At 62.8% G+C, this 17,128-nt stretch carries 15 protein-coding genes; 10 read left to right on the plus strand and 5 right to left on the minus strand.

Annotated features, from left to right (window positions below):
• Positions 1–31: 31 nt before the first annotated feature.
• Positions 32–565 carry a DUF4269 domain-containing protein gene (locus GH983_RS04965; protein WP_153761797.1) on the minus strand — a complete coding sequence of 178 codons (534 nt, stop codon included), beginning with the start codon at positions 563–565 and terminating at the stop codon, positions 32–34.
• 125 nt (positions 566–690) lie between these two features.
• The gene (locus GH983_RS04970) at positions 691–1,287 is read right to left on the minus strand and encodes a nucleotidyltransferase domain-containing protein (protein ID WP_153761798.1); all 597 of its coding nucleotides are present in this window, start codon (positions 1,285–1,287) and stop codon (positions 691–693) included.
• Positions 1,288–1,577: 290 nt separating this feature from the next.
• On the opposite strand from GH983_RS04970, the gene GH983_RS04975 reads away from it, so the two are divergent.
• Positions 1,578–3,293, plus strand: coding sequence for a diguanylate cyclase (locus GH983_RS04975; RefSeq protein ID WP_246727505.1), 1,716 nt, complete (start codon positions 1,578–1,580; stop codon positions 3,291–3,293).
• On the opposite strand, the gene GH983_RS04980 is transcribed toward GH983_RS04975, so the two are convergent.
• Together GH983_RS04980 and GH983_RS04985 are read right to left on the minus strand one after the other, a co-directional pair.
• Positions 3,256–4,446: a GGDEF domain-containing protein gene (locus tag GH983_RS04980; RefSeq protein WP_246727506.1), complete on the minus strand. Its 1,191-nt coding sequence runs from the start codon at positions 4,444–4,446 to the stop codon at positions 3,256–3,258. The genes GH983_RS04975 and GH983_RS04980 overlap by 38 nt on opposite strands.
• Positions 4,447–4,760: 314 nt before the next feature.
• Positions 4,761–6,896 carry a transglycosylase domain-containing protein gene (locus GH983_RS04985; RefSeq protein ID WP_236759360.1) on the minus strand — a complete coding sequence of 712 codons (2,136 nt, stop codon included), beginning with the start codon at positions 6,894–6,896 and terminating at the stop codon, positions 4,761–4,763.
• A 398-nt stretch (positions 6,897–7,294) separates the two neighbouring features.
• Between GH983_RS04985 and GH983_RS04990 the strand changes: the two genes are divergently transcribed.
• The 9 genes from GH983_RS04990 (at position 7,295) to GH983_RS05030 (ending at position 16,498) form a co-directional block, all read left to right on the plus strand.
• Entirely contained in the window at positions 7,295–7,759 is a 465-nt protein-coding gene (locus GH983_RS04990) for a YcgN family cysteine cluster protein (RefSeq protein ID WP_054149816.1), read from the plus strand.
• Between the two features lie 302 nt (positions 7,760–8,061).
• Complete coding sequence (locus GH983_RS04995; protein WP_371418472.1) at positions 8,062–8,289, plus strand: type II toxin-antitoxin system RelE/ParE family toxin; 228 nt, start codon at positions 8,062–8,064, stop codon at positions 8,287–8,289.
• A gap of 139 nt (positions 8,290–8,428) precedes the next feature.
• Complete coding sequence (locus GH983_RS05000) at positions 8,429–11,038, plus strand: heavy metal translocating P-type ATPase (RefSeq protein ID WP_153761801.1); 2,610 nt, start codon at positions 8,429–8,431, stop codon at positions 11,036–11,038.
• A 176-nt stretch (positions 11,039–11,214) separates the two neighbouring features.
• Positions 11,215–11,658, plus strand: coding sequence for a Cu(I)-responsive transcriptional regulator (gene cueR, locus GH983_RS05005; RefSeq protein ID WP_069043870.1), 444 nt, complete (start codon positions 11,215–11,217; stop codon positions 11,656–11,658).
• Between the two features lie 78 nt (positions 11,659–11,736).
• Complete coding sequence (locus GH983_RS05010) at positions 11,737–11,940, plus strand: heavy-metal-associated domain-containing protein (RefSeq protein ID WP_371418433.1); 204 nt, start codon at positions 11,737–11,739, stop codon at positions 11,938–11,940.
• 170 nt (positions 11,941–12,110) lie between these two features.
• Entirely contained in the window at positions 12,111–12,461 is a 351-nt protein-coding gene (locus tag GH983_RS05015; RefSeq protein ID WP_069041818.1) for a carboxymuconolactone decarboxylase family protein, read from the plus strand.
• A 196-nt stretch (positions 12,462–12,657) separates the two neighbouring features.
• The gene (locus tag GH983_RS05020; protein ID WP_153761802.1) at positions 12,658–13,818 is read left to right on the plus strand and encodes a diguanylate cyclase; all 1,161 of its coding nucleotides are present in this window, start codon (positions 12,658–12,660) and stop codon (positions 13,816–13,818) included.
• 281 nt (positions 13,819–14,099) lie between these two features.
• Positions 14,100–14,573, plus strand: a complete 474-nt coding sequence (locus GH983_RS05025) for a hypothetical protein (protein ID WP_153761803.1) — start codon at positions 14,100–14,102, stop codon at positions 14,571–14,573.
• 443 nt (positions 14,574–15,016) lie between these two features.
• Positions 15,017–16,498, plus strand: a complete 1,482-nt coding sequence (locus GH983_RS05030; RefSeq protein WP_153763561.1) for a DNA-packaging protein — start codon at positions 15,017–15,019, stop codon at positions 16,496–16,498.
• 238 nt (positions 16,499–16,736) lie between these two features.
• Here the strand turns inward: GH983_RS05030 and GH983_RS05035 are convergent, their stop codons facing one another.
• Complete coding sequence (locus GH983_RS05035; RefSeq protein ID WP_069041815.1) at positions 16,737–17,093, minus strand: endonuclease domain-containing protein; 357 nt, start codon at positions 17,091–17,093, stop codon at positions 16,737–16,739.
• Positions 17,094–17,128: the final 35 nt, after the last annotated feature.

The following is a 17,128-nucleotide window of genomic DNA, read 5'->3' on the forward strand; positions in this document are numbered from 1 at the left end:
AGGTCCGAGGCCACCGGCACCGCAGCGCGGATCAACTTGACCCAAAGCCGGCCGCGTCAAGCTTGGCCCGAAGCTCATCATCCGTCGCCTGTTCCAGAGACAGCAGGCCGAGATAGGCATCGCCCTCTTGGGCCAGCGCCGACCAGAAGGCCGGTTCGGTCTTCAAGCCCTGTCGCCGCAGCGCCTGAATGGCGCTTTTGAACCCGTCACCGCCGAGCCCCAGTAGCCGCCGTTCCATCTCGAAATGGCGCCACCCGAACTGCTCGGCGACAGGCAGGGGGCTGGCGAAGATTTCGAAATCCCACCCGCATGCTCGAAACGTCGCGATCACCGGCCGCTCCTTCGACACCCACTGCCAGATGCGAAAGCCGCTCATTTCGCCATAGAACCGCAGCACATCGGCAACAAAGGCCTCGTCATCCGGCGCACAGCAGAGAATGTCGATGTCGCTGGTCAGGGTGTCGACCCCGAGCGGCGGCGTCCCCGCGACATGCGGATCATAGGCCGCAAGCGCCTCCAGGATGGCGATTTGATGCACGGCAGTCTGATAGTCGGTCCGCGACACTGGCTCGCCCCCTCGCATGATTGACCTGCGGACCTAACGCCGGAGGGGGAGCGCATCAAGGCGGGTGGTCGTGGGGGGCAGAGCAGAAGGCGGCTTTGCGCCAACAGCGGTCATCCTGTCTTTCCTTAAAGCTGTGTGATCCATTGATGTCCGGGATACATCGCCTCCAGCCAACATCGTAGGTCGGCTTTTTCCTGAACGTGAAGCTTCGGCAACGCAGCCTGGAAGTCTGCAGCATCTTTGGGCCGAATGTGTTTTGCCTTAAACAAAAGGACGAGAGCAGGAGCGAGATAAGGAATTCCGGATGGTGTTTCTCGAACGACAGTCGATCTAGGCAACTGCAACGATGGGTCGCGCTTGTAAATCCAGATTTCCGGGGTGCCATGTTCGATCATCATGTCTATTCGCCAGCAAGCGTTGGCCGTGTCGGCTCCCCACAATTGGTGGGTCTCTGGTCGAGGCCTCATTTCAGGAGCAAGATAAGCAAACATGCCGTTATGGACCTCGAAGAAATCTAGCTCGGGTAACTGGGCGCGAAAAAGATCGAGATCATCCGAAAGTATGCAGAACTCCAGGTCCTCATGATCGCGAGACTGGTAGCCCTGCCACAGGTCCAGTGCCCAGCCTCCGACCACATACCAGGGTGAACTCTGGTAGCGGAAGCGCTGGAAAAGCAGTTCCGGTGTCCAGGCATCCCACGCATCATCGGGAAAATGCTGCATTCCCATCCTCTGCCTTTCTATCTACTCGACTGCCGCATTACTCAGTTAGGAATAACGGCCCTTCGCATCGCGGACGATGATATCATTGATGCGTCTGGCTTTCCGATACCACATGCCGCGTATGTCTGCTCCGGGCCGTCCTCAACCATGCCCGACACGCGCCAACACCGCCTCTTGGCTCCGAATACCTGATTTGGCGCAGCCAGAAGCAGATGCCCCTCTTAACGGCATCAAAAGCTTTCTCCGCTATCGAAAAGTCCATGATTTCCAACGGTTTCTTTAAAAATTTATTGGCATGTCTGTTTCTGGTGGTACTGGCAAAACTGGGTGCCGACACCGCCTATGCGAGCGATACGACCAGCCTTCGCCCGTCCTGCTGGGCTGAAGCCACGCTTTCGGATGATCCCGTTGCGGTGGCGCGCGATGAACAAAGATGGTCCTGCTCCGGCGCGGGCCAGGCGTTCTCGATCGCTGCCGAGCGTGTGCTGCTTCGCTTCGATATCGAACCCGATAGGACTCCGCCGCGATATCTTCTCTCGAGGCGAAGCGCGCTCGAAGCCGTGCATCTGCTGGCGATCGACAAGGATGGTGGAATTCGCCAGAGGTCCTATCCTTCCGCCTCCTTGCGCAGCTCGATGGCTGGTGGCTACTTCAATGCAGCCCTGCCTGATGTCACGGAGATGACCCGGCATGTCGTCGCGGTCGTTGATCTGCCCTCTCACCAGATGACATTGGAGCAAGCCTATCTTTCACCTGTGGACGCAGGCGCTGGCCGTGACGATCTGCGGTTTCTGCTGTTGATGGCCGGGCTCTCCGGCATGCTCGTCATGCCCCTCATTTTCAATGCAGCATTCTATCGAGCCCTCCGGCAACCCTTCGTTCTCTGGCACTCGGTGCTGACATTGTCGCTGCTGATGACGCTTGTCGTTACATCAGGTCTGTCGGTCGTGTTCTTCGATCCCCCGCCCATGACGCTAAGCTGGATGACGACGCTGATCTTCGGTTTGACGATCGCTTCAGGCGCGATGTTCACCTACAGCTTCATCGAGCAAGGAATGCTGCATCCGCTCCTGCGGCGCATCCTTCCCTATTGTGCCGCATGGGCGATTTTCCTCAGTGTCTTCCACGCGAGCTTCCCCTTCGTGGCCCGTCCGGTGCAATCGACCGTCTACACGGCAGCATTTACCCCGGTTCTTGCCGTCTTTCTCTTCTCCATGATCGACTCATTGCGCCGCGGAAGCCGCGCCGCAAGGTTCCAGGCCATTGGCTACGCGCCATTGATACTGGTCGGACTGATACGGTTGGTGACGGGCGTAATGCCGGGACTGCCCAGCCAGGATGCCATGCTGCTGTTCTATTTCGGCTGCATGTTTGAAGTGCTGCTCACAACGCTTGGCGTGGCAGATCGGTTTGTACTGATCAGACGTGAGCGAGATCGTGCGCTGAACGAGGCGGAGCTGCTCGAGCGTCTGTCTGAAACCGATCCGTTGACGGGTTTGCTCAACAGACGCGCTATCGAGCGCCATTTCGAGCAGCTTCGCACCGACCGCTTTACCGCACTGGCTGTCATCGACGTCGATCATTTCAAGGCGATCAATGATGGCTACGGGCATGGTGTTGGCGATGAGGTGCTGAAGGCAGTCGCTGCCGCACTCAAGGCCGGGCCGGACGTCCGCGCCTATCGCCTGGGTGGCGAAGAGTTCCTGCTGGTGCTGCGCGGGCATGACGTCGATGGAGAGGCGGAGCTTCGCCGCCAGGCGATCCCGACGACCGTCGCCAGCGCCGTTCCTGCACTCGCCCGGGCCGTGACTGCAAGCATGGGCATCACCTCGATCTCCGGCGATGAAGGCTTTCCCACTTTGTATGAACGGGCCGACAAGCTGCTTTACGAAGCCAAGAGGGCCGGACGCAACAGAACTCGCGGCGGCAACAGGGGAGACGCAGTCGGCGAAAGCCCCGCAATCACTCTCACGCCACCACCCGCGCCTCGTCCTCATCGAGGCTGACGCGCCAGGTGTTGCGGCCGTCGGCCTTGGCGGCGTAGAGCGCGCGGTCGGCCATGTCGAGCAGGCGCTCGAAGTCGCCCTCGGACTGGATCGTCCCTGAGACCGCGCCGACGCTGATCGTCACATAGGTGTTCCGGTCGCCGGTAAAGCCGTGGGCGATGCCGAGCTGGCGCACGGCGCGGCGCAGGCTCTCGGCCAGCGTCGGTGCCATGTCCCTGTCGGCGTCGGAGAAGATGGCGAGGAATTCCTCGCCGCCATGGCGAGCGAGATGCGCCTCCATCGGCAGGGCCCGGCGCATGGCGCGGGCCACCCGTTTCAGACATTCGTCGCCCGCGCCGTGGCCATAGGCGTCGTTATAGGCCTTGAAGTGATCGACATCGGCGACCAGCAGCACCACGCGCCGCGCCTCGTCCGGCACGTCCGTCGCAAGCCGCATCAACTCCATCTCGGTGCCGCGACGGTTTGCAAGCCTGGTCAGCGGGTCGGTGACCGAGAGCCGGGCGAGATCCTTGTTCTGCCGCGACAACTCCCGCTTAAGCGCTTCGTTTTCCTGCATCTGCAGATGGCTGGTAAGCGCCTCCACCTCGAGCTGATAGGAGACCAGCAGCGTCATCAACACCGTCGGCATGTAGACCGCCAGATGCTGGATGACATAGGAGGGGCTGGCCCCCTCCAGGAACCAGATGACCGAATAGTTGAGGCAGAAGGTGAATATGCTGGCGCGCAGCGCCGGACGGAACGGCGAGGCAGCGGCAATCGTGATTGCCATCTGGAAGGTCGCGGCCGCATAGAAATAGGTGAGCACGCCCGGGCTCGAACTGGAAACGAGGATCGCGCACCAGCAGACATTGGCGAGAAGCGCGACGAGGATCGCCGCGATCTCCTTCTTCTCGATCGGATGATTGCCGGCAATGTAGACGAGCAGGCCAATCGCGATCGGTAGCATCACGCCGAAGCGCAAAACCGCCGACAGCATGGTGACATCGCCGAGCAACCACAGATCGAAGAGAAAGCAGGTGAGATAGAAGATCAGAACACAGACAACGGCAGCCTTCAGCATTCGGCTGCGCAAAGCTGCGCGATCTTCGAGAAACGCCGCATATTGCTCCACCGTCAATCGGGGCCTAGCGGGAAGTCCGAGCCATCTCATCATGGATGTCCAATCACCGATTGAAATATATGAACCGTCGAAACAGCCGAAATGTATGTTTGGCCCCCTTAATTTGGGGTGAAGGCGATGTGCCAATACGAGAAATCATGGATGAACACAAGGGACATGGTTAACCGTTGGTGAACGCTTGACGACCTGGAACGCCTTGGAAACTGCAACCTGTTTCAATTCAGGATGGTAGGGAAGGGCGGGCGCAGGCCTGTGCCTCGATGGGACGCACAGAGTGCCGAAAGCCGACGCGCCGCTGTCGTGATTCGCAGCCACCGTGCTTGAGATGAAGTAAACTTGTGATTGTCTTAACGACCGGTCGAGCCGGTCGTTTCGGGCTCTATCGCAGCCTGTGCCGTGCCCGCCGGTGCCGAAAGCGCGTCGGCAGATTTCAGCCGTGTCGCAAGCTCCCGGATCAGGCGGGTCGATTGCGATGACAGCGAGCGCGGACGCACCATCGGCGGCAGAGCATCCGGATTGGCGGCATCTGCGACTTCGGGCTTGGCTTCCCTCTCCGGCATCGGCTGGTCGACGCCGGGGATCGGCTTGATGTCGATGCCCTGATGGGCATAATCCATCAGCTTCTTGAAGGTCATGGCCGGCAGCGAGCCGCCCGTCATGTTGTTGGTCGAGGTGTAGTCGTCGTTTCCGAACCAGACGGCGGCGGTGTAATTGCCGGTATAGCCGACGAACCAGGCATCGCGGTAAGCCTGGGTCGTACCGGTCTTGCCGGCGGTCAGGATCCCGTCGACGGCCGCGCGCCGTGCCGTGCCGATATAGGGGATCTTTGTCATCATCTGGTTCATCGAGCGGGCGGCCTGTTCCGACAGGATGCGCTCGGGCGCGGGCGCGTCGCGCTCGAAGTCGTAAAGCACCTCGCCGGCATAATTGACGATCTGCGCGATGCCGTGGCGGCGCGAGGCATAACCGTCGGCCGGTAGCACGGCATAGGCGGTCGCCTGATCCATGACGGTGACTTCCGACGTGCCGAGCGGGATCGTCACGTCCTTCTTGATCGGCGTCTCCACACCCATCGCCTTGGTCGTCTGGATGATCGCGTCGATGCCGAATTTTTCCTTGGCGAGCCGGACCGGGATCGTGTTGATCGATTTCGCCAGCGCCGTTTCCATGGTCACCCGGCCGGAAAAGCTGCGACCGTAGTTTTGCGGGCTCCAGTTGCCCCAGGCGACCGGCGCATCGACAACCACGGTTTCCGGCGTATAGCCGTTCTCCATGGCCAGCGCATAGGTGTACATCTTGAAGGACGAACCGGGCTGGCGCAGCGCCCTTGTCGCGCGGTTGAACTGGCTCTCGCCATAGTCGCGTCCGCCGACCATGGCGCGCACCGCCCCGCCGTTTTCGACCATCACCAGGGCGCCCTGCTTGACGTTGTAGCTCTCGCCATATTCGCGTAGAGACGAGGCGACCGCCTCTTCGGCTGCCTGCTGCAGGCCAAGATCGATTGTCGTGCGCACGACCAGCGTATGATCCTTGAAGCGGGCGGCGATGCGCTGCACCTCCTCGAAGGCCCAGTCGAGGAAGAAGTCGGGCGCATCCTTCTCGTCGCGGTCGATGACGGAAGCCGGATTGCGGCGTGCCGCGACCACCTGGCCCTCGGTCATCAGCCCGCTCTGCACCATGTTGGTGAGAACGTCGTTGGCGCGGGCACGCGCCGCCGGCAGGTTGACATGCGGGGCATATTTCGCCGGCGCCTTGAAAAGGCCGGCCAGCATCGCCGCTTCGGCAAGCGTCACTTCGGTGATGTTCTTGCCGAAGTAGAATTGCGAGGCGGCTGCTGCGCCAAACGTGCCACCGCCCATATAGGCGCGGTCGAGATAGAGCGACAGGATTTCCTTCTTCGACAGGTTCGCCTCGAGCCAGAGCGCGAGATAGGCTTCCTTGATCTTGCGCTCGATCGACCGCTCATTGGTGAGGAAGAGGTTCTTCGCCAGCTGCTGCGTCAGCGTCGAGCCGCCCTGCACCACTTCGCCGGCCTTGGCATTCTCCGTCATGGCGCGCGCAAGACCGATGAAGTCGATGCCGAAGTGATCGAAGAAGCGCCGGTCTTCCGTCGCCAGAACCGCCTTGACCAGATGGTCCGGCAGTTCGTCGACCGGAACGGAGTTTTCATGAATGATGCCGCGATGGCCGATCGTGTTGCCGTAGCGATCGAGGAAGGTGACGGCGAAATTGTCGTGGTTGCGCCAGTCCTTCTTGGTTTCCTCGAAGGCCGGCTGGGCAAGCGCGAGCAAGAGCACCATGCCCGCCGTGCCGAGTGTCATGGCTTCGCCGGCGATCTCGAAGCCGAGCTTCTTGAGGCCGCGCACACGGAAGCGGCGGAAGAAGATGGTGATTTCTTCCCAGGCCTCGGCGAGGTCGTAGCCGGCATTCCACAGCGTCGAGTCAAGCCAGCTGTCGATCTTGAGAAAGATGTGGCGCTTCAGCTTCTGTGGCTTTTCGGCGCTTGTCGCGCTGGCGCCCGAAGCTGGCCGATCGCCGCTGTCGGCGCCGCCGAGGCGCTCCGCAGGCTGAAGATCGTCAGGCTTGTCGTTGTCGGCCACCGTGGCTTTTCCCGAAAACTTGTTGTCGGCTCCCTTGACGCGCCCGCCGATTGGGATCAGGACCCGGAGAGATTACGGGCGTGTCGTCATTATGTGAGTGATGGTCGATTTGCCGTAAAAGAACAAGCGGTTTCGCCGGCCATGGTGAACCCGGCGCGGCCCCGGACGCGCTTTTGGCGGCGGGCGTTGCACCCCGGCCACCGACTGGTCGAGGATAGCGGCCAGCACCGCAGCCAGATGCCACAGCAAGACCGAAAGACCACAGTCAGTTGAACGAGACGATGACCGAACAGCCCTTCTGGAAGACCAAGACGCTGGCCGAAATGAGCAACGCAGAATGGGAAAGCCTCTGCGATGGCTGTGGCCTCTGTTGTCTCAACAAGCTCGAGGACTGGGACACCGGCGAGGTGGTCTTCACCTCGGTTGCCTGCAAGCTGCTCGATGGCGACAGCTGTCGCTGCTCCGACTATGAGAACCGCCAGGAAACCGTGCCCGACTGCATCCAGCTGACGCTCAAGGGCCTGCGCGAAATCCAGTGGCTGCCGCCGACCTGCGGCTATCGGCTGATCGATGAAGGCCTCGACCTCTATTGGTGGCACCCGCTGGTCTCGGGCAGTGCGGAAACGGTGCATCAGGCCGGGATTTCCGCCCGCGGCCGGACGATCTCGGAGGAGGGGCTCGATGTCGAGGATCTCGAGGATTACGTGGTCGACTGGCCGATGCGAGTTGGAGAGGAACGGGATTGAGGGGCTCGCGGGCGGTGGGCCAGGTTTTATCATGCTGATGATGGAAACCATCGTCATGCTGGCTACTTCGCGGCCCGAGGACCTCCGAGCCCTTTAGCTCCACAATTCCGCGCGCATCCAGACCTCCGGCAGCAGCAGCCGCCGATCGAGCTCCTCTCGGATCCCGCCGTTCATGATGCCTGGTTCCGCGCCAAGGTGCGCGAGGCGCTGGAGGATGTGCGCGATGATGTCGAGGATGGCGCTTTGGCGGACATCTTTGCACAACGCAGAGCGGCGGCCCTTGCCAAGGATACTGGACGTTGATGCTCACCTGGTCAGCTCTGGCAATTGCTGACCGCATGGCGATCTTTGACTTCATCGAGCAGGACAATCCGGCTGCAGCAATTCGCACTGATACGAAAATCGAGGCGGGTATCCGTCAACTTCTCCAGCTTCCGGAGAGTGAACGGACTGGGCGGGTGTCCGGGACCAGAGAGCTGTTCATTGCGGGAGCGCCCGATATTGCCGCCTATTCGGTTCTTTCTGATTGAATCCGTATCTTGCGCGTTTTGCATGGTGCTCAGGTTTGGCCAGATAGCCTCTGAACCCTTTTGAGCTAGAAATCGTCACAGCACCCCCTTGACCCTCCCATGATGGGAAGGTCCATCTATGGTGGCGGAGGTGACCGCTATGAATATGCAGTCCAAGCCAGATGTGGCCAAGAACAAGAACGAAACCATCCTTTTGCCTGTCGAGGGCATGACCTGCGCATCCTGTGTGCGGCGGGTGGAAAAGGCCGTGGCATCCGTGCCGGGGGTCGAGGCGAGCGCGGTGAATTTTGCGACCGAGACGTTGTCTGTGACCCCGGGAACGGGCTTCTCGGCAGGCGCTCTGCTCGAAGCGATCGACAAGGCCGGCTATGAGGCCAAGGCCGAGACGCTGGTGCTGGAGGTCGAGGACATGACCTGCGCCTCCTGCGTGTCGCGGGTCGAGAAGGCCTTGAAATCCGTTGTCGCCGTCGAGAGCGCAAGCGTCAATCTGGCGACCGGCGAGGCGGTGGTGAAGGTGCTGGGCGGGGCCGATGCCTTGCCGGCGCTTACCGCAGCCGTGGCCAAAGCGGGTTATGCGGTCAGGCTCGTCGGTGCTTCGATGGATGGAGCCGCGGCCGAACAAGGGCAGGGGGGCGCTGGCCAGGCCAGACCCGGTGAGGTTCCCGGGGCGGCGCATCCGGCGGTCTCGACAGGCCAGGCCGACGACAGCCGCGAGGCGCGCCGGGAGAAGGAGATATCGGGGCTGAAGCGCGATTTCCTGATCGCGTTTGTCCTGACACTGCCGCTCTTCGTCATGGAAATGGGCGCGCATATTTATCCGCCGCTGCATCATGTGTTGATGCAGATTTTCCCCGGCAACAGTCTGTATCTCCTGCAGTTTGCGCTTGCGACGGCGGTTCTCGCCGGCCCTGGGCGGCGCTTCTATCTGAAGGGCATTCCGGCGCTCTTGCGTCTGGCGCCCGATATGAACGCACTCGTCGCGATCGGCACGGGCGCCGCCTATCTCTATTCCGTCGTGACCACCTTTGCGCCTGAAATCCTGCCTGTCGATGCCCGGCATGTCTATTACGAGGCCGCGACCGTCATCGTCTCGCTGATCCTGCTCGGCCGGTTGCTGGAAGCGCGCGCCAAGGGCCGGACGGGGGCTGCGATCCGCAAGCTGGCAGGCCTGCAGGCAAAGACTGCGCGGGTCGAGCGCGACGGGGCGACGCGCGACGTGCCGCTGTCGGAGGTGAAGCTCGGTGACACCGTCGTGGTCCGTCCGGGAGAGCGTATTCCGGTCGATGGCCGGGTGATCGACGGGGCAAGCGCCGTCGACGAGGCGATGATCTCGGGCGAGCCGATCCCTGTCGAAAAGGGGCCGGGTGCCACCGTCATCGGCGGCACGGTCAACGGTTCGGGGAGCTTCCGCTTCGAGGCGACAGGCATTGGCGCCGATATGATGCTCTCGCGCATCATCCGCATGGTCCAGGAAGCGCAAGGGGCGAAACTGCCGATCCAGAAACTGGTCGATGAGGTGACCGCCTGGTTCGTGCCGGCAGTCATTGGTATCGCAGTTGTGACTTTTTTCCTATGGCTGATCTTCGGGCCGGAGCCCGCCTATACGCACGGGCTCGTGGCGGCGGTGGCCGTGCTGATCATCGCCTGCCCTTGTGCCATGGGGCTCGCCACGCCGACCTCGATCATGGTCGGAACCGGCCGCGCCGCCGAACTCGGCGTGCTCTTCCGCAAGGGGGAGGCGCTGCAGAGCCTGGCGGACATCGACTGGGTGGTGATGGACAAGACCGGCACGATCACGGCCGGAAAGCCCGAAGTGAGCGAGATCGTGACATCAGAGGGGTTCGACGAGGCCGAGGTGCTGCGGCTGACCGCAAGCCTTGAGGCGCGCTCGGAGCATCCCCTGGCGGATGCCATCGTGCGGGCGGCGGAGGCGCGGGGGATCGCCCTGTCTGCCGTGGAGAATGTCGAGGCGGTGGCAGGGTTTGGCGTGACCGGGATCGTTGACGGGCGGAAGATTGCAGCGGGGGCTGACCGGTTCATGGTGAAGCTCGGGGTGATGGCAGAGGGCGAGACATCGGATCTCACCGCCGCCGTCACCCGTCTTGCCGATGAAGGCGCAAGCCCGCTTTACGTTGCCATCGACGGCAAGCTGGCAGCGGCGATTGCGGTCGCCGATCCGATCAAGGAGACGAGTGAACAGGCGATTGCAGCCCTGAAGGCCCGCGGTCTGAAGCTGATGATGGTGACCGGCGACAACAGGCGCACGGCAGAGGCCGTGGCGAGGAAGGCCGGCATCGATGCTGTGGTGGCGGAAGTGCTGCCGGAGGGAAAGGTGAGCGCGATCAAGGCGCTGCAGGCGAAGGGTGAGAAGGTCGCCTTTGTCGGCGACGGCATCAACGATGCGCCGGCGCTCGCCACGGCGGATGCCGGGATTGCCATCGGCACCGGCACCGACGTGGCGATCGAAAGCGCCGATGTCGTGCTGGTCGGCGGCGACCTGATGGGTGCGCTGCATGCGATCGAGCTCTCGGACAAGGTCATGGCCAATATCCGCCAGAACCTGTTCTGGGCCTTCGGCTACAATGTTGCGCTGATCCCGGTGGCGGCGGGGCTGCTCTATCCGCTCTTCGGCATCACCTTTTCGCCGATGCTGGGGGCGGCGGCCATGGGGTTGTCGAGCGTGTTTGTGTTGACGAATGCATTGCGGTTGCGGACGGCGAAGGTGACGGGGTTCTTGACCTCCCCTTGAGGGGGAGGTCGCGCGGAACGCGCGGGTGGGGTGAGTTGATGTGCGCCGCTGGGTCACCCCACCCCGGAGCTTCGCTCCGACCCTCCCCCTCAAGGGGAGGGTGGCGTGGGCGGAGGCCGGCAATTTCCGCCTCTCCCCCTGTGGGGGCGGCGACGAAAGGAGAAACGACGATGACGATGAATATCGGCGAAGCCTCTCATGCCTCGGGCGTTTCGGCCAAGATGATCCGCTACTATGAGGAGATCGGGCTGATCGCGCCGGCGGGGCGAACGGCCTCGAACTACCGGGTTTACGATGCCGACAGCGTCAACCGGCTGCGTTTCGTGCGGCGATCGCGCAATCTCGGCTTTTCGCTTGAAGAGACCGAGCGGCTGTTGAAGCTCTGGGACGACAAGGAGCGGGCAAGTGCCGAGGTGAAGGCCTTGGCGCTCGCCCATGTCGAGGAGCTGGAACAGAAGATCGCCGAGATGCAGGCGATGCGTGACACGCTGGCCCATCTCGCCGAGCGCTGCCTCGGCAATGATCGACCCACCTGCCCGATCCTCGCCGATCTCGAGGGCAAGCCGCTGCGGCAAAAGACCGCCGGAAAGGACAAGGCCGGGGACTGCTGCGGGGATTGACCTTGCCCCCATGGGAAGGTGCAGAAAGGGATCGGAAGCGACGGCTTGAAGCGGTCGGCAAATGGAAAGGACAAGACCATGATTGGACAGACGGTTTTCAAGATCGAGGACATGACCTGCGGGCATTGCGAGAAGACCGTGGTCAAGGCCTTGGCGGAGGTGTTGCCGGGAAGCGCGGTGACCATCGATCTCGCAGCTCGCAAGGCCTTTGTCGAAGGCGATGCGATCCTTGCCGAACAGGCGATCCGCGAGGCGGGTTATACGCCGGTGCGGGAAGTGTGAGGGTGGAGGGAATAGCGAATAGTGAATAGTTGGAAGAGGGCAGGTCGAACAGGCAAGGGCTTGATCGGCAGATAGGCGACTTGCATTCTATTCGGTACTCGCTGAACGTCTTGCAATCTCATCGAACCTCAATATATATGTAGTATCGTATATATTTTGGAGGCGCCGCCATGGGCAAGGACTACATCGCCATCACCCGCGATATCTCAAGCGGGATCAAGACCCTGCGCAAGGACATTCCCGATGTGATGCAGGGCTTTTCAGCCATGGCGGGCGCGGCGACCAAGGATGGGGCGCTGTCGAAAAAGGTGAAGGAACTGGTAGCGCTCGGCATTGCGATTTCCACCCGCTGCGACGGCTGCATTGGGTTTCACACCGAAGCGCTGATCAAGCTTGGTTGCACAAAGGCGGAATTCGAGGAGGCGCTGGGGCTCGCCGTCTATATGGGCGGTGGCCCCTCGCTGATGTATGCCGGCGACGCCATGGCCGCCTGGGAGCAGTTCGGCGGGCCGGAGGCCTGAAGGCAGGCGCAACCCGGCCCCGAGCTGGGGTCAAGCAGGGGCAAAGTCTGGTGCGACGGCGCTAGGTCGCGGCCCAAAAAATACCGGGCCAGCTTCATTTTGCGCGCTCTAAATTAGCGAAAAATTTGCCGCCTTCCGCCATGGTGAAACCCGATGCGGCGCTGTTCGAGCGTCGCGAGGGAGCAATGGCGGGGGCATGCAGACGGAGACGGGCGCAAGAGGGCGGTTGAACTGGCTGTTGCGCATGGCGCCCGAAGTGGAACGCGCAGAGGAACGGGATTTCGGCGCCGAACGCATCCGGCATCTGCGCCATGCGATCATCGTCGGCCTGATCGTCTACAACATCTACAATCTCACCAGCCTGCACCTGATGGCCGACATCCAGCCCTTCACGGTCGCCATGCGCCTCTTGGTGCTGGTGCCGGGCTCGCTGGTGATCTTCTATCTCGTGCCCCGCGTGCCGCCGGCGATCCGCGAATTGCTCTTGCTCGCCGGCATGTTCGTCGCGAGCCTGCTGCCGCTCTATTTGGTTTACATCTCGCAATCGAGCTATGCGACCTATACGCTGGGTGAACTGCCGCTCGTGCTGCTCTTCGGCAACATGTTGCTGGTGCTGCGTTTTCGCCTTGCGCTGATCTTCACCGCCGGTACCTGCCTGACGGCGCTTTTTGTCATCCACGCCAAGCCGGGGCTGGACGAGAACCTGATCTTTCCCCTGACCGTTCAGGTGGTGACCGGCCTCTTCTTCACGCTCTACGGCAACTGGCATGTCGAGAGACAGCGCTGTCTCACCTATCTCGCCCGCTACGATGCGCAGAACCGTGCCGACATTGCCGAGCGCCGCGGCGACCAGTTGCGCGACCTGACGCTCACCGACATGCTGACCGGGATTGCCAACCGCCGGCATCTCGACGAGACGCTGCATGCCTGGCTCGAGACCCGCAGCGACGTGCTCTTGCTGATGGTCGATGTCGATCACTTCAAGGCCTTCAACGACCGCTTCGGCCATGTCGCCGGCGACGACTGCCTGCGCCGCATCGCCTCGACGCTCGCAACCTTCGCCGCCCGTCACGAGGGCTTTGCCGCCCGCTATGGCGGCGAGGAGTTCACGCTGCTCTTTGCCGTGGACAAAGAGACCGGCGGCGCCTTCCTGGCCGACCGGCTGGTCCGCACCGTGCGCGAGCTTTCGATCCCGCATCCGGCCCGCGCCGACGGGCTTACGACCGTCACTGTTTCCGTCGGCTATGCCGGCACCGGCGAGGGCGGCGTGCGGGAAGCGCGCGATCTCATCACCCGGGCGGATCTGGCGCTCTACGAGGCGAAGAACGCGGGGCGCAACAGGTCGAAGGCAGGGTGAGGGGGGCTCGGTAAGGCAGATGCAACGGAACTGCGCCCCTCTCCTGGAAAATCTGAAGTTTAGGCGGCTTGCGCTCGCCTAAGCCTTCGATTTTCCGTCCTCCCCCGCAAGGGGGGACGTGGGTCATAACCAAAATAGGAAAATAATCCTTGACGCCGTGACGGTCGTCGGATAGGGTTTTGACATGATCGGGAAGCTGTGGCCTTGAGGGCCAAGGTGATCCGGAGAGGTTTTGGGAAGGGTCCGCTTGGCGGGCCCTTCTTTCGTTTCGGGGGGGGGCCATGCTGGGCGAGGATCGACGGGGGGATCTGGAGGAGGCGCTGCCTGATGTCATCGAGGTGAAGGCGGCGGGCGCTGGCGATCTGGTGACCCTGCTCAACGAATTCACCACCGAGATGCGCGCCCAGTTCGAGCTGTTTCGGCGCCTCAGGGCCGGGGCCGAGATCCTGATCGACGGGGCCGACGAGGCGCTGGCGAAACTGGCGCGGGCCGACATCAAGGCGGCGACCGATGCGATTGCGCTGATCGTGCGCACCCTGGAGAAGATCGATGCGCTTTTGCGCCAGATGGAGCGCGACCGACTGGATGCCGAGGAACGGCTGATCGAGGCGCGCGATCCGGAGGTTTTGCGCGGCGAGGTCCAGGCGCTGATTGCGGCACGGGTCGAGGCTGAGGTGGCGGCACGGCTGGAGGCGGCGGTGGCGGCGAGGTTGGCGGAGGTGGCTGGCCTCGCCGAGGGGCGGGGGCCGCCGTGAGGGGTGATTGAGCCAAGCTTTCGAGGTCTGATGCTGAAGGAGGCTTGCCAACTGAACCGGTCCCCTCACTTGCGAAATCTGAAGTTTAGGCGGCTCGCGCTCGCCTAAGCCTTCGATTTCGCTTTCTCCCCCACAAGGGGGGAGAGGGAGCGCGGGGCTGGCGACGACGACCCCTCTCCCCTTTGTGGGAGAGGTTACAAAATCGAGGGCTTGAGAGCGATCAGGGCTAAACCTCAGATTTTGTTGGTGAGGGGATCGGTTACACAGGCACCGGATCAAACGGATGCTTCGTAACTAGCTGTTGCGAACACCTCGGCATGAGGGGCGCCCTGAGGGCTGACGCTGTTTTGCATAATCGCCCAAGGAGACTGCCGATGACGCCGAAATCGCTGGGGCGGCGGATGAGGGATCGGGTGGTCGAGACTGAACGGGCCGCATCCGTCATGATCGGGCAGGTCGCGGTGGAAGCCGAGGCGCTGGCCGTGAATGGCAGGAGGACCACAGCCGCTCTGGAGACTGTTTCCACGACCATGGCGCCCGAAAGCTGGGCGGCGGCGGGGCTTGATGCTCCAGAGGTTGTTGTGGCTGGCATAGGGCATCGGGTGCGGGACGTGAGGGTGACGGCAGGGGCGATTGAGGATGGTGCAGGTGTCGCTGCTCGCCCGGAGGGACCACTCAACCTCTCGCAGCTCTCACCTTCCGATCTCGCCTTTCTCTCCCGTGACTGGCTGCTTCTGGCGCGGCCCGAACAACTTCCGCCTGACGGAGACTGGCGCAATTGGCTGATTTTGGGCGGGCGGGGATCGGGCAAGACGCGGGCGGGGGCCGAATGGGTGCAGGCGCAGGTGCTGGCGGCGGGCAAAAGGACGGATTTGCGCATTGCGCTGGTGGCGGAGACGCTCGGCGATGCGCGTGAGGTGATGATCGACGGCGCCTCGGGACTGGCAAGGATCGCCAGGCGGATGCGGCCGGAGGTGGAAATTTCGCGGCGACGGCTGGTATGGCCGAACGGGGCGATCGCCCAGATCTTCTCGTCCGAAGACCCCGAAAGCCTGCGTGGGCCGCAGTTTCACCTCGCCTGGTGCGACGAGCTCGCCAAGTGGAAACATGCCGACGAGACCTTCGACATGCTGCAGTTTGCGCTGAGGTTGGGTGATGATCCGCGCCAGGTGGTGACGACGACGCCGCGGCCCTTGCCGCTGTTGAAGCGGCTGATGGCGGATGAGGGAACGGCGCTGACCCGGATGGCGACGGCGGCCAATGCGAGGCATCTGGCGCCGGGGTTCCTGAGCGCGCTCAGCGCCCGTTATGGCGGGACAAGGCTCGGGCGGCAGGAGCTCGATGGCGAGCTGATCGAGGACCGGCCGGATGCGCTCTGGAAGCGCGCGCGGCTCGATGAGATCGTGGTGAAGCTCTCAGAGCCCTTGCGGCGCATCGTGGTTGCGGTCGATCCGCCGGCCGGCGGGGTCTCTGCCTGCTGCGGCATCGTGGTGGCCGGGCTGAAGGAGAATGGCCAGGCGGTGGTGCTGTCCGATTGTTCGGTGGAGGGCACCGGCCCGGCCGGCTGGGCGCGGGCGGTGGTGTCGGCCTATCGGCGCTTCGAGGCCGACCGGGTGGTGGCCGAAGTGAACCAGGGCGGCGACATGGTGCGCGCCTTGCTCGAGGGCATCGAGGCGCGGCTGCCGGTGACGACGGTCCGGGCAACGCGCGGCAAGTTCCTGCGCGCCGAACCGGTGGCGGCGCTCTACGAGCAGGGGCGGGTTTTGCATGCGGGGCGGTTTACCGAACTCGAGGACCAGATGTGTGATTTCGGCCCGGAGGGACTGTCGAACGGGCGCTCGCCGGACCGGCTGGATGCGCTGGTCTGGGCGCTGACGGCGCTGATGCTGGAGGGCGGTGGCGAGCCGCGGATCAGGGAGGTGTGAGGTGGGTATGTGCCCATGGTGCCGATCCCCTCACCAACAAAATCTGAGGTTTAGCCCTGATCGGGCTAAGCCCTCGATTTTGTAACCTCTCCCACAGAGGGGAGAGGTGTCGATGCAGCTGGCCCCGCGCTCCCTCTCCCCCCTCTGTGGGGGAGAAAGCGAAATCGAAGGCTTAGGCGAGCGCAAGCCGCCTAAACTTCAGATTTCGCAAGTGAGGGGATCGGTTCCGTTGGCACTCTCACTCGCCCGAATTGCGCAGCTCCGACAGAATATGACGGCAGACATCGTCGAGATGCTGCAGGACCTCGTCGTTCCAGAAGCGCAGGATGCGGAAGCCTTCGGCACGGAAGAGGGCGTCACGATTAAGGTCGTGGAGGCTGTCGCCGTGCTGGCCGCCGTCGACCTCAACGATCAGCCTGGCTTCGAAGCAGACGAAATCGAGGATGTAGCCGCGCAACGGTACCTGTCGGCGGAATTTGGCGCCGGAGAGCTGGCGGTCGCGGAGCGCGCGCCAGAGCATGGCTTCGGGTGTGGTCGGGTCGGCGTGCATCTGGCGCGCCCGGGCTCGAGCAAGGGGTTTTGGTTCGTGGCGCATGGGACTGGCCTGTTGGATTGGCTCAGTATGCGCCT

Origin of the sequence: Agrobacterium sp. MA01 (assembly GCF_009650195.1) — a bacterium.
GTDB lineage: Bacteria > Pseudomonadota > Alphaproteobacteria > Rhizobiales > Rhizobiaceae > Allorhizobium.

What these genes read in the sequence shown, in the direction of transcription:
- GH983_RS04980 (WP_246727506.1), bottom strand. Translation starts at nt 4,446, where the DNA reads ATGATGAGATGGCTCGGACTTCCCGCTAGGCCCCGATTGACGGTGGAG.
- GH983_RS05025 (WP_153761803.1), top strand. Translation starts at nt 14,100, where the DNA reads ATGCTGGGCGAGGATCGACGGGGGGATCTGGAGGAGGCGCTGCCTGAT.
- GH983_RS05030 (WP_153763561.1), top strand. Translation starts at nt 15,017, where the DNA reads ATGATCGGGCAGGTCGCGGTGGAAGCCGAGGCGCTGGCCGTGAATGGC.
- GH983_RS05000 (WP_153761801.1), top strand. Translation starts at nt 8,429, where the DNA reads ATGAATATGCAGTCCAAGCCAGATGTGGCCAAGAACAAGAACGAAACC.
- GH983_RS04995 (WP_371418472.1), top strand. Translation starts at nt 8,062, where the DNA reads ATGCTCACCTGGTCAGCTCTGGCAATTGCTGACCGCATGGCGATCTTT.
- GH983_RS05010 (WP_371418433.1), top strand. Translation starts at nt 11,737, where the DNA reads ATGATTGGACAGACGGTTTTCAAGATCGAGGACATGACCTGCGGGCAT.
- GH983_RS04970 (WP_153761798.1), bottom strand. Translation starts at nt 1,287, where the DNA reads ATGCAGCATTTTCCCGATGATGCGTGGGATGCCTGGACACCGGAACTG.
- cueR (WP_069043870.1), top strand. Translation starts at nt 11,215, where the DNA reads ATGAATATCGGCGAAGCCTCTCATGCCTCGGGCGTTTCGGCCAAGATG.
- GH983_RS05020 (WP_153761802.1), top strand. Translation starts at nt 12,658, where the DNA reads ATGCAGACGGAGACGGGCGCAAGAGGGCGGTTGAACTGGCTGTTGCGC.
- GH983_RS05015 (WP_069041818.1), top strand. Translation starts at nt 12,111, where the DNA reads ATGGGCAAGGACTACATCGCCATCACCCGCGATATCTCAAGCGGGATC.
- GH983_RS05035 (WP_069041815.1), bottom strand. Translation starts at nt 17,093, where the DNA reads ATGCGCCACGAACCAAAACCCCTTGCTCGAGCCCGGGCGCGCCAGATG.
- GH983_RS04990 (WP_054149816.1), top strand. Translation starts at nt 7,295, where the DNA reads ATGACCGAACAGCCCTTCTGGAAGACCAAGACGCTGGCCGAAATGAGC.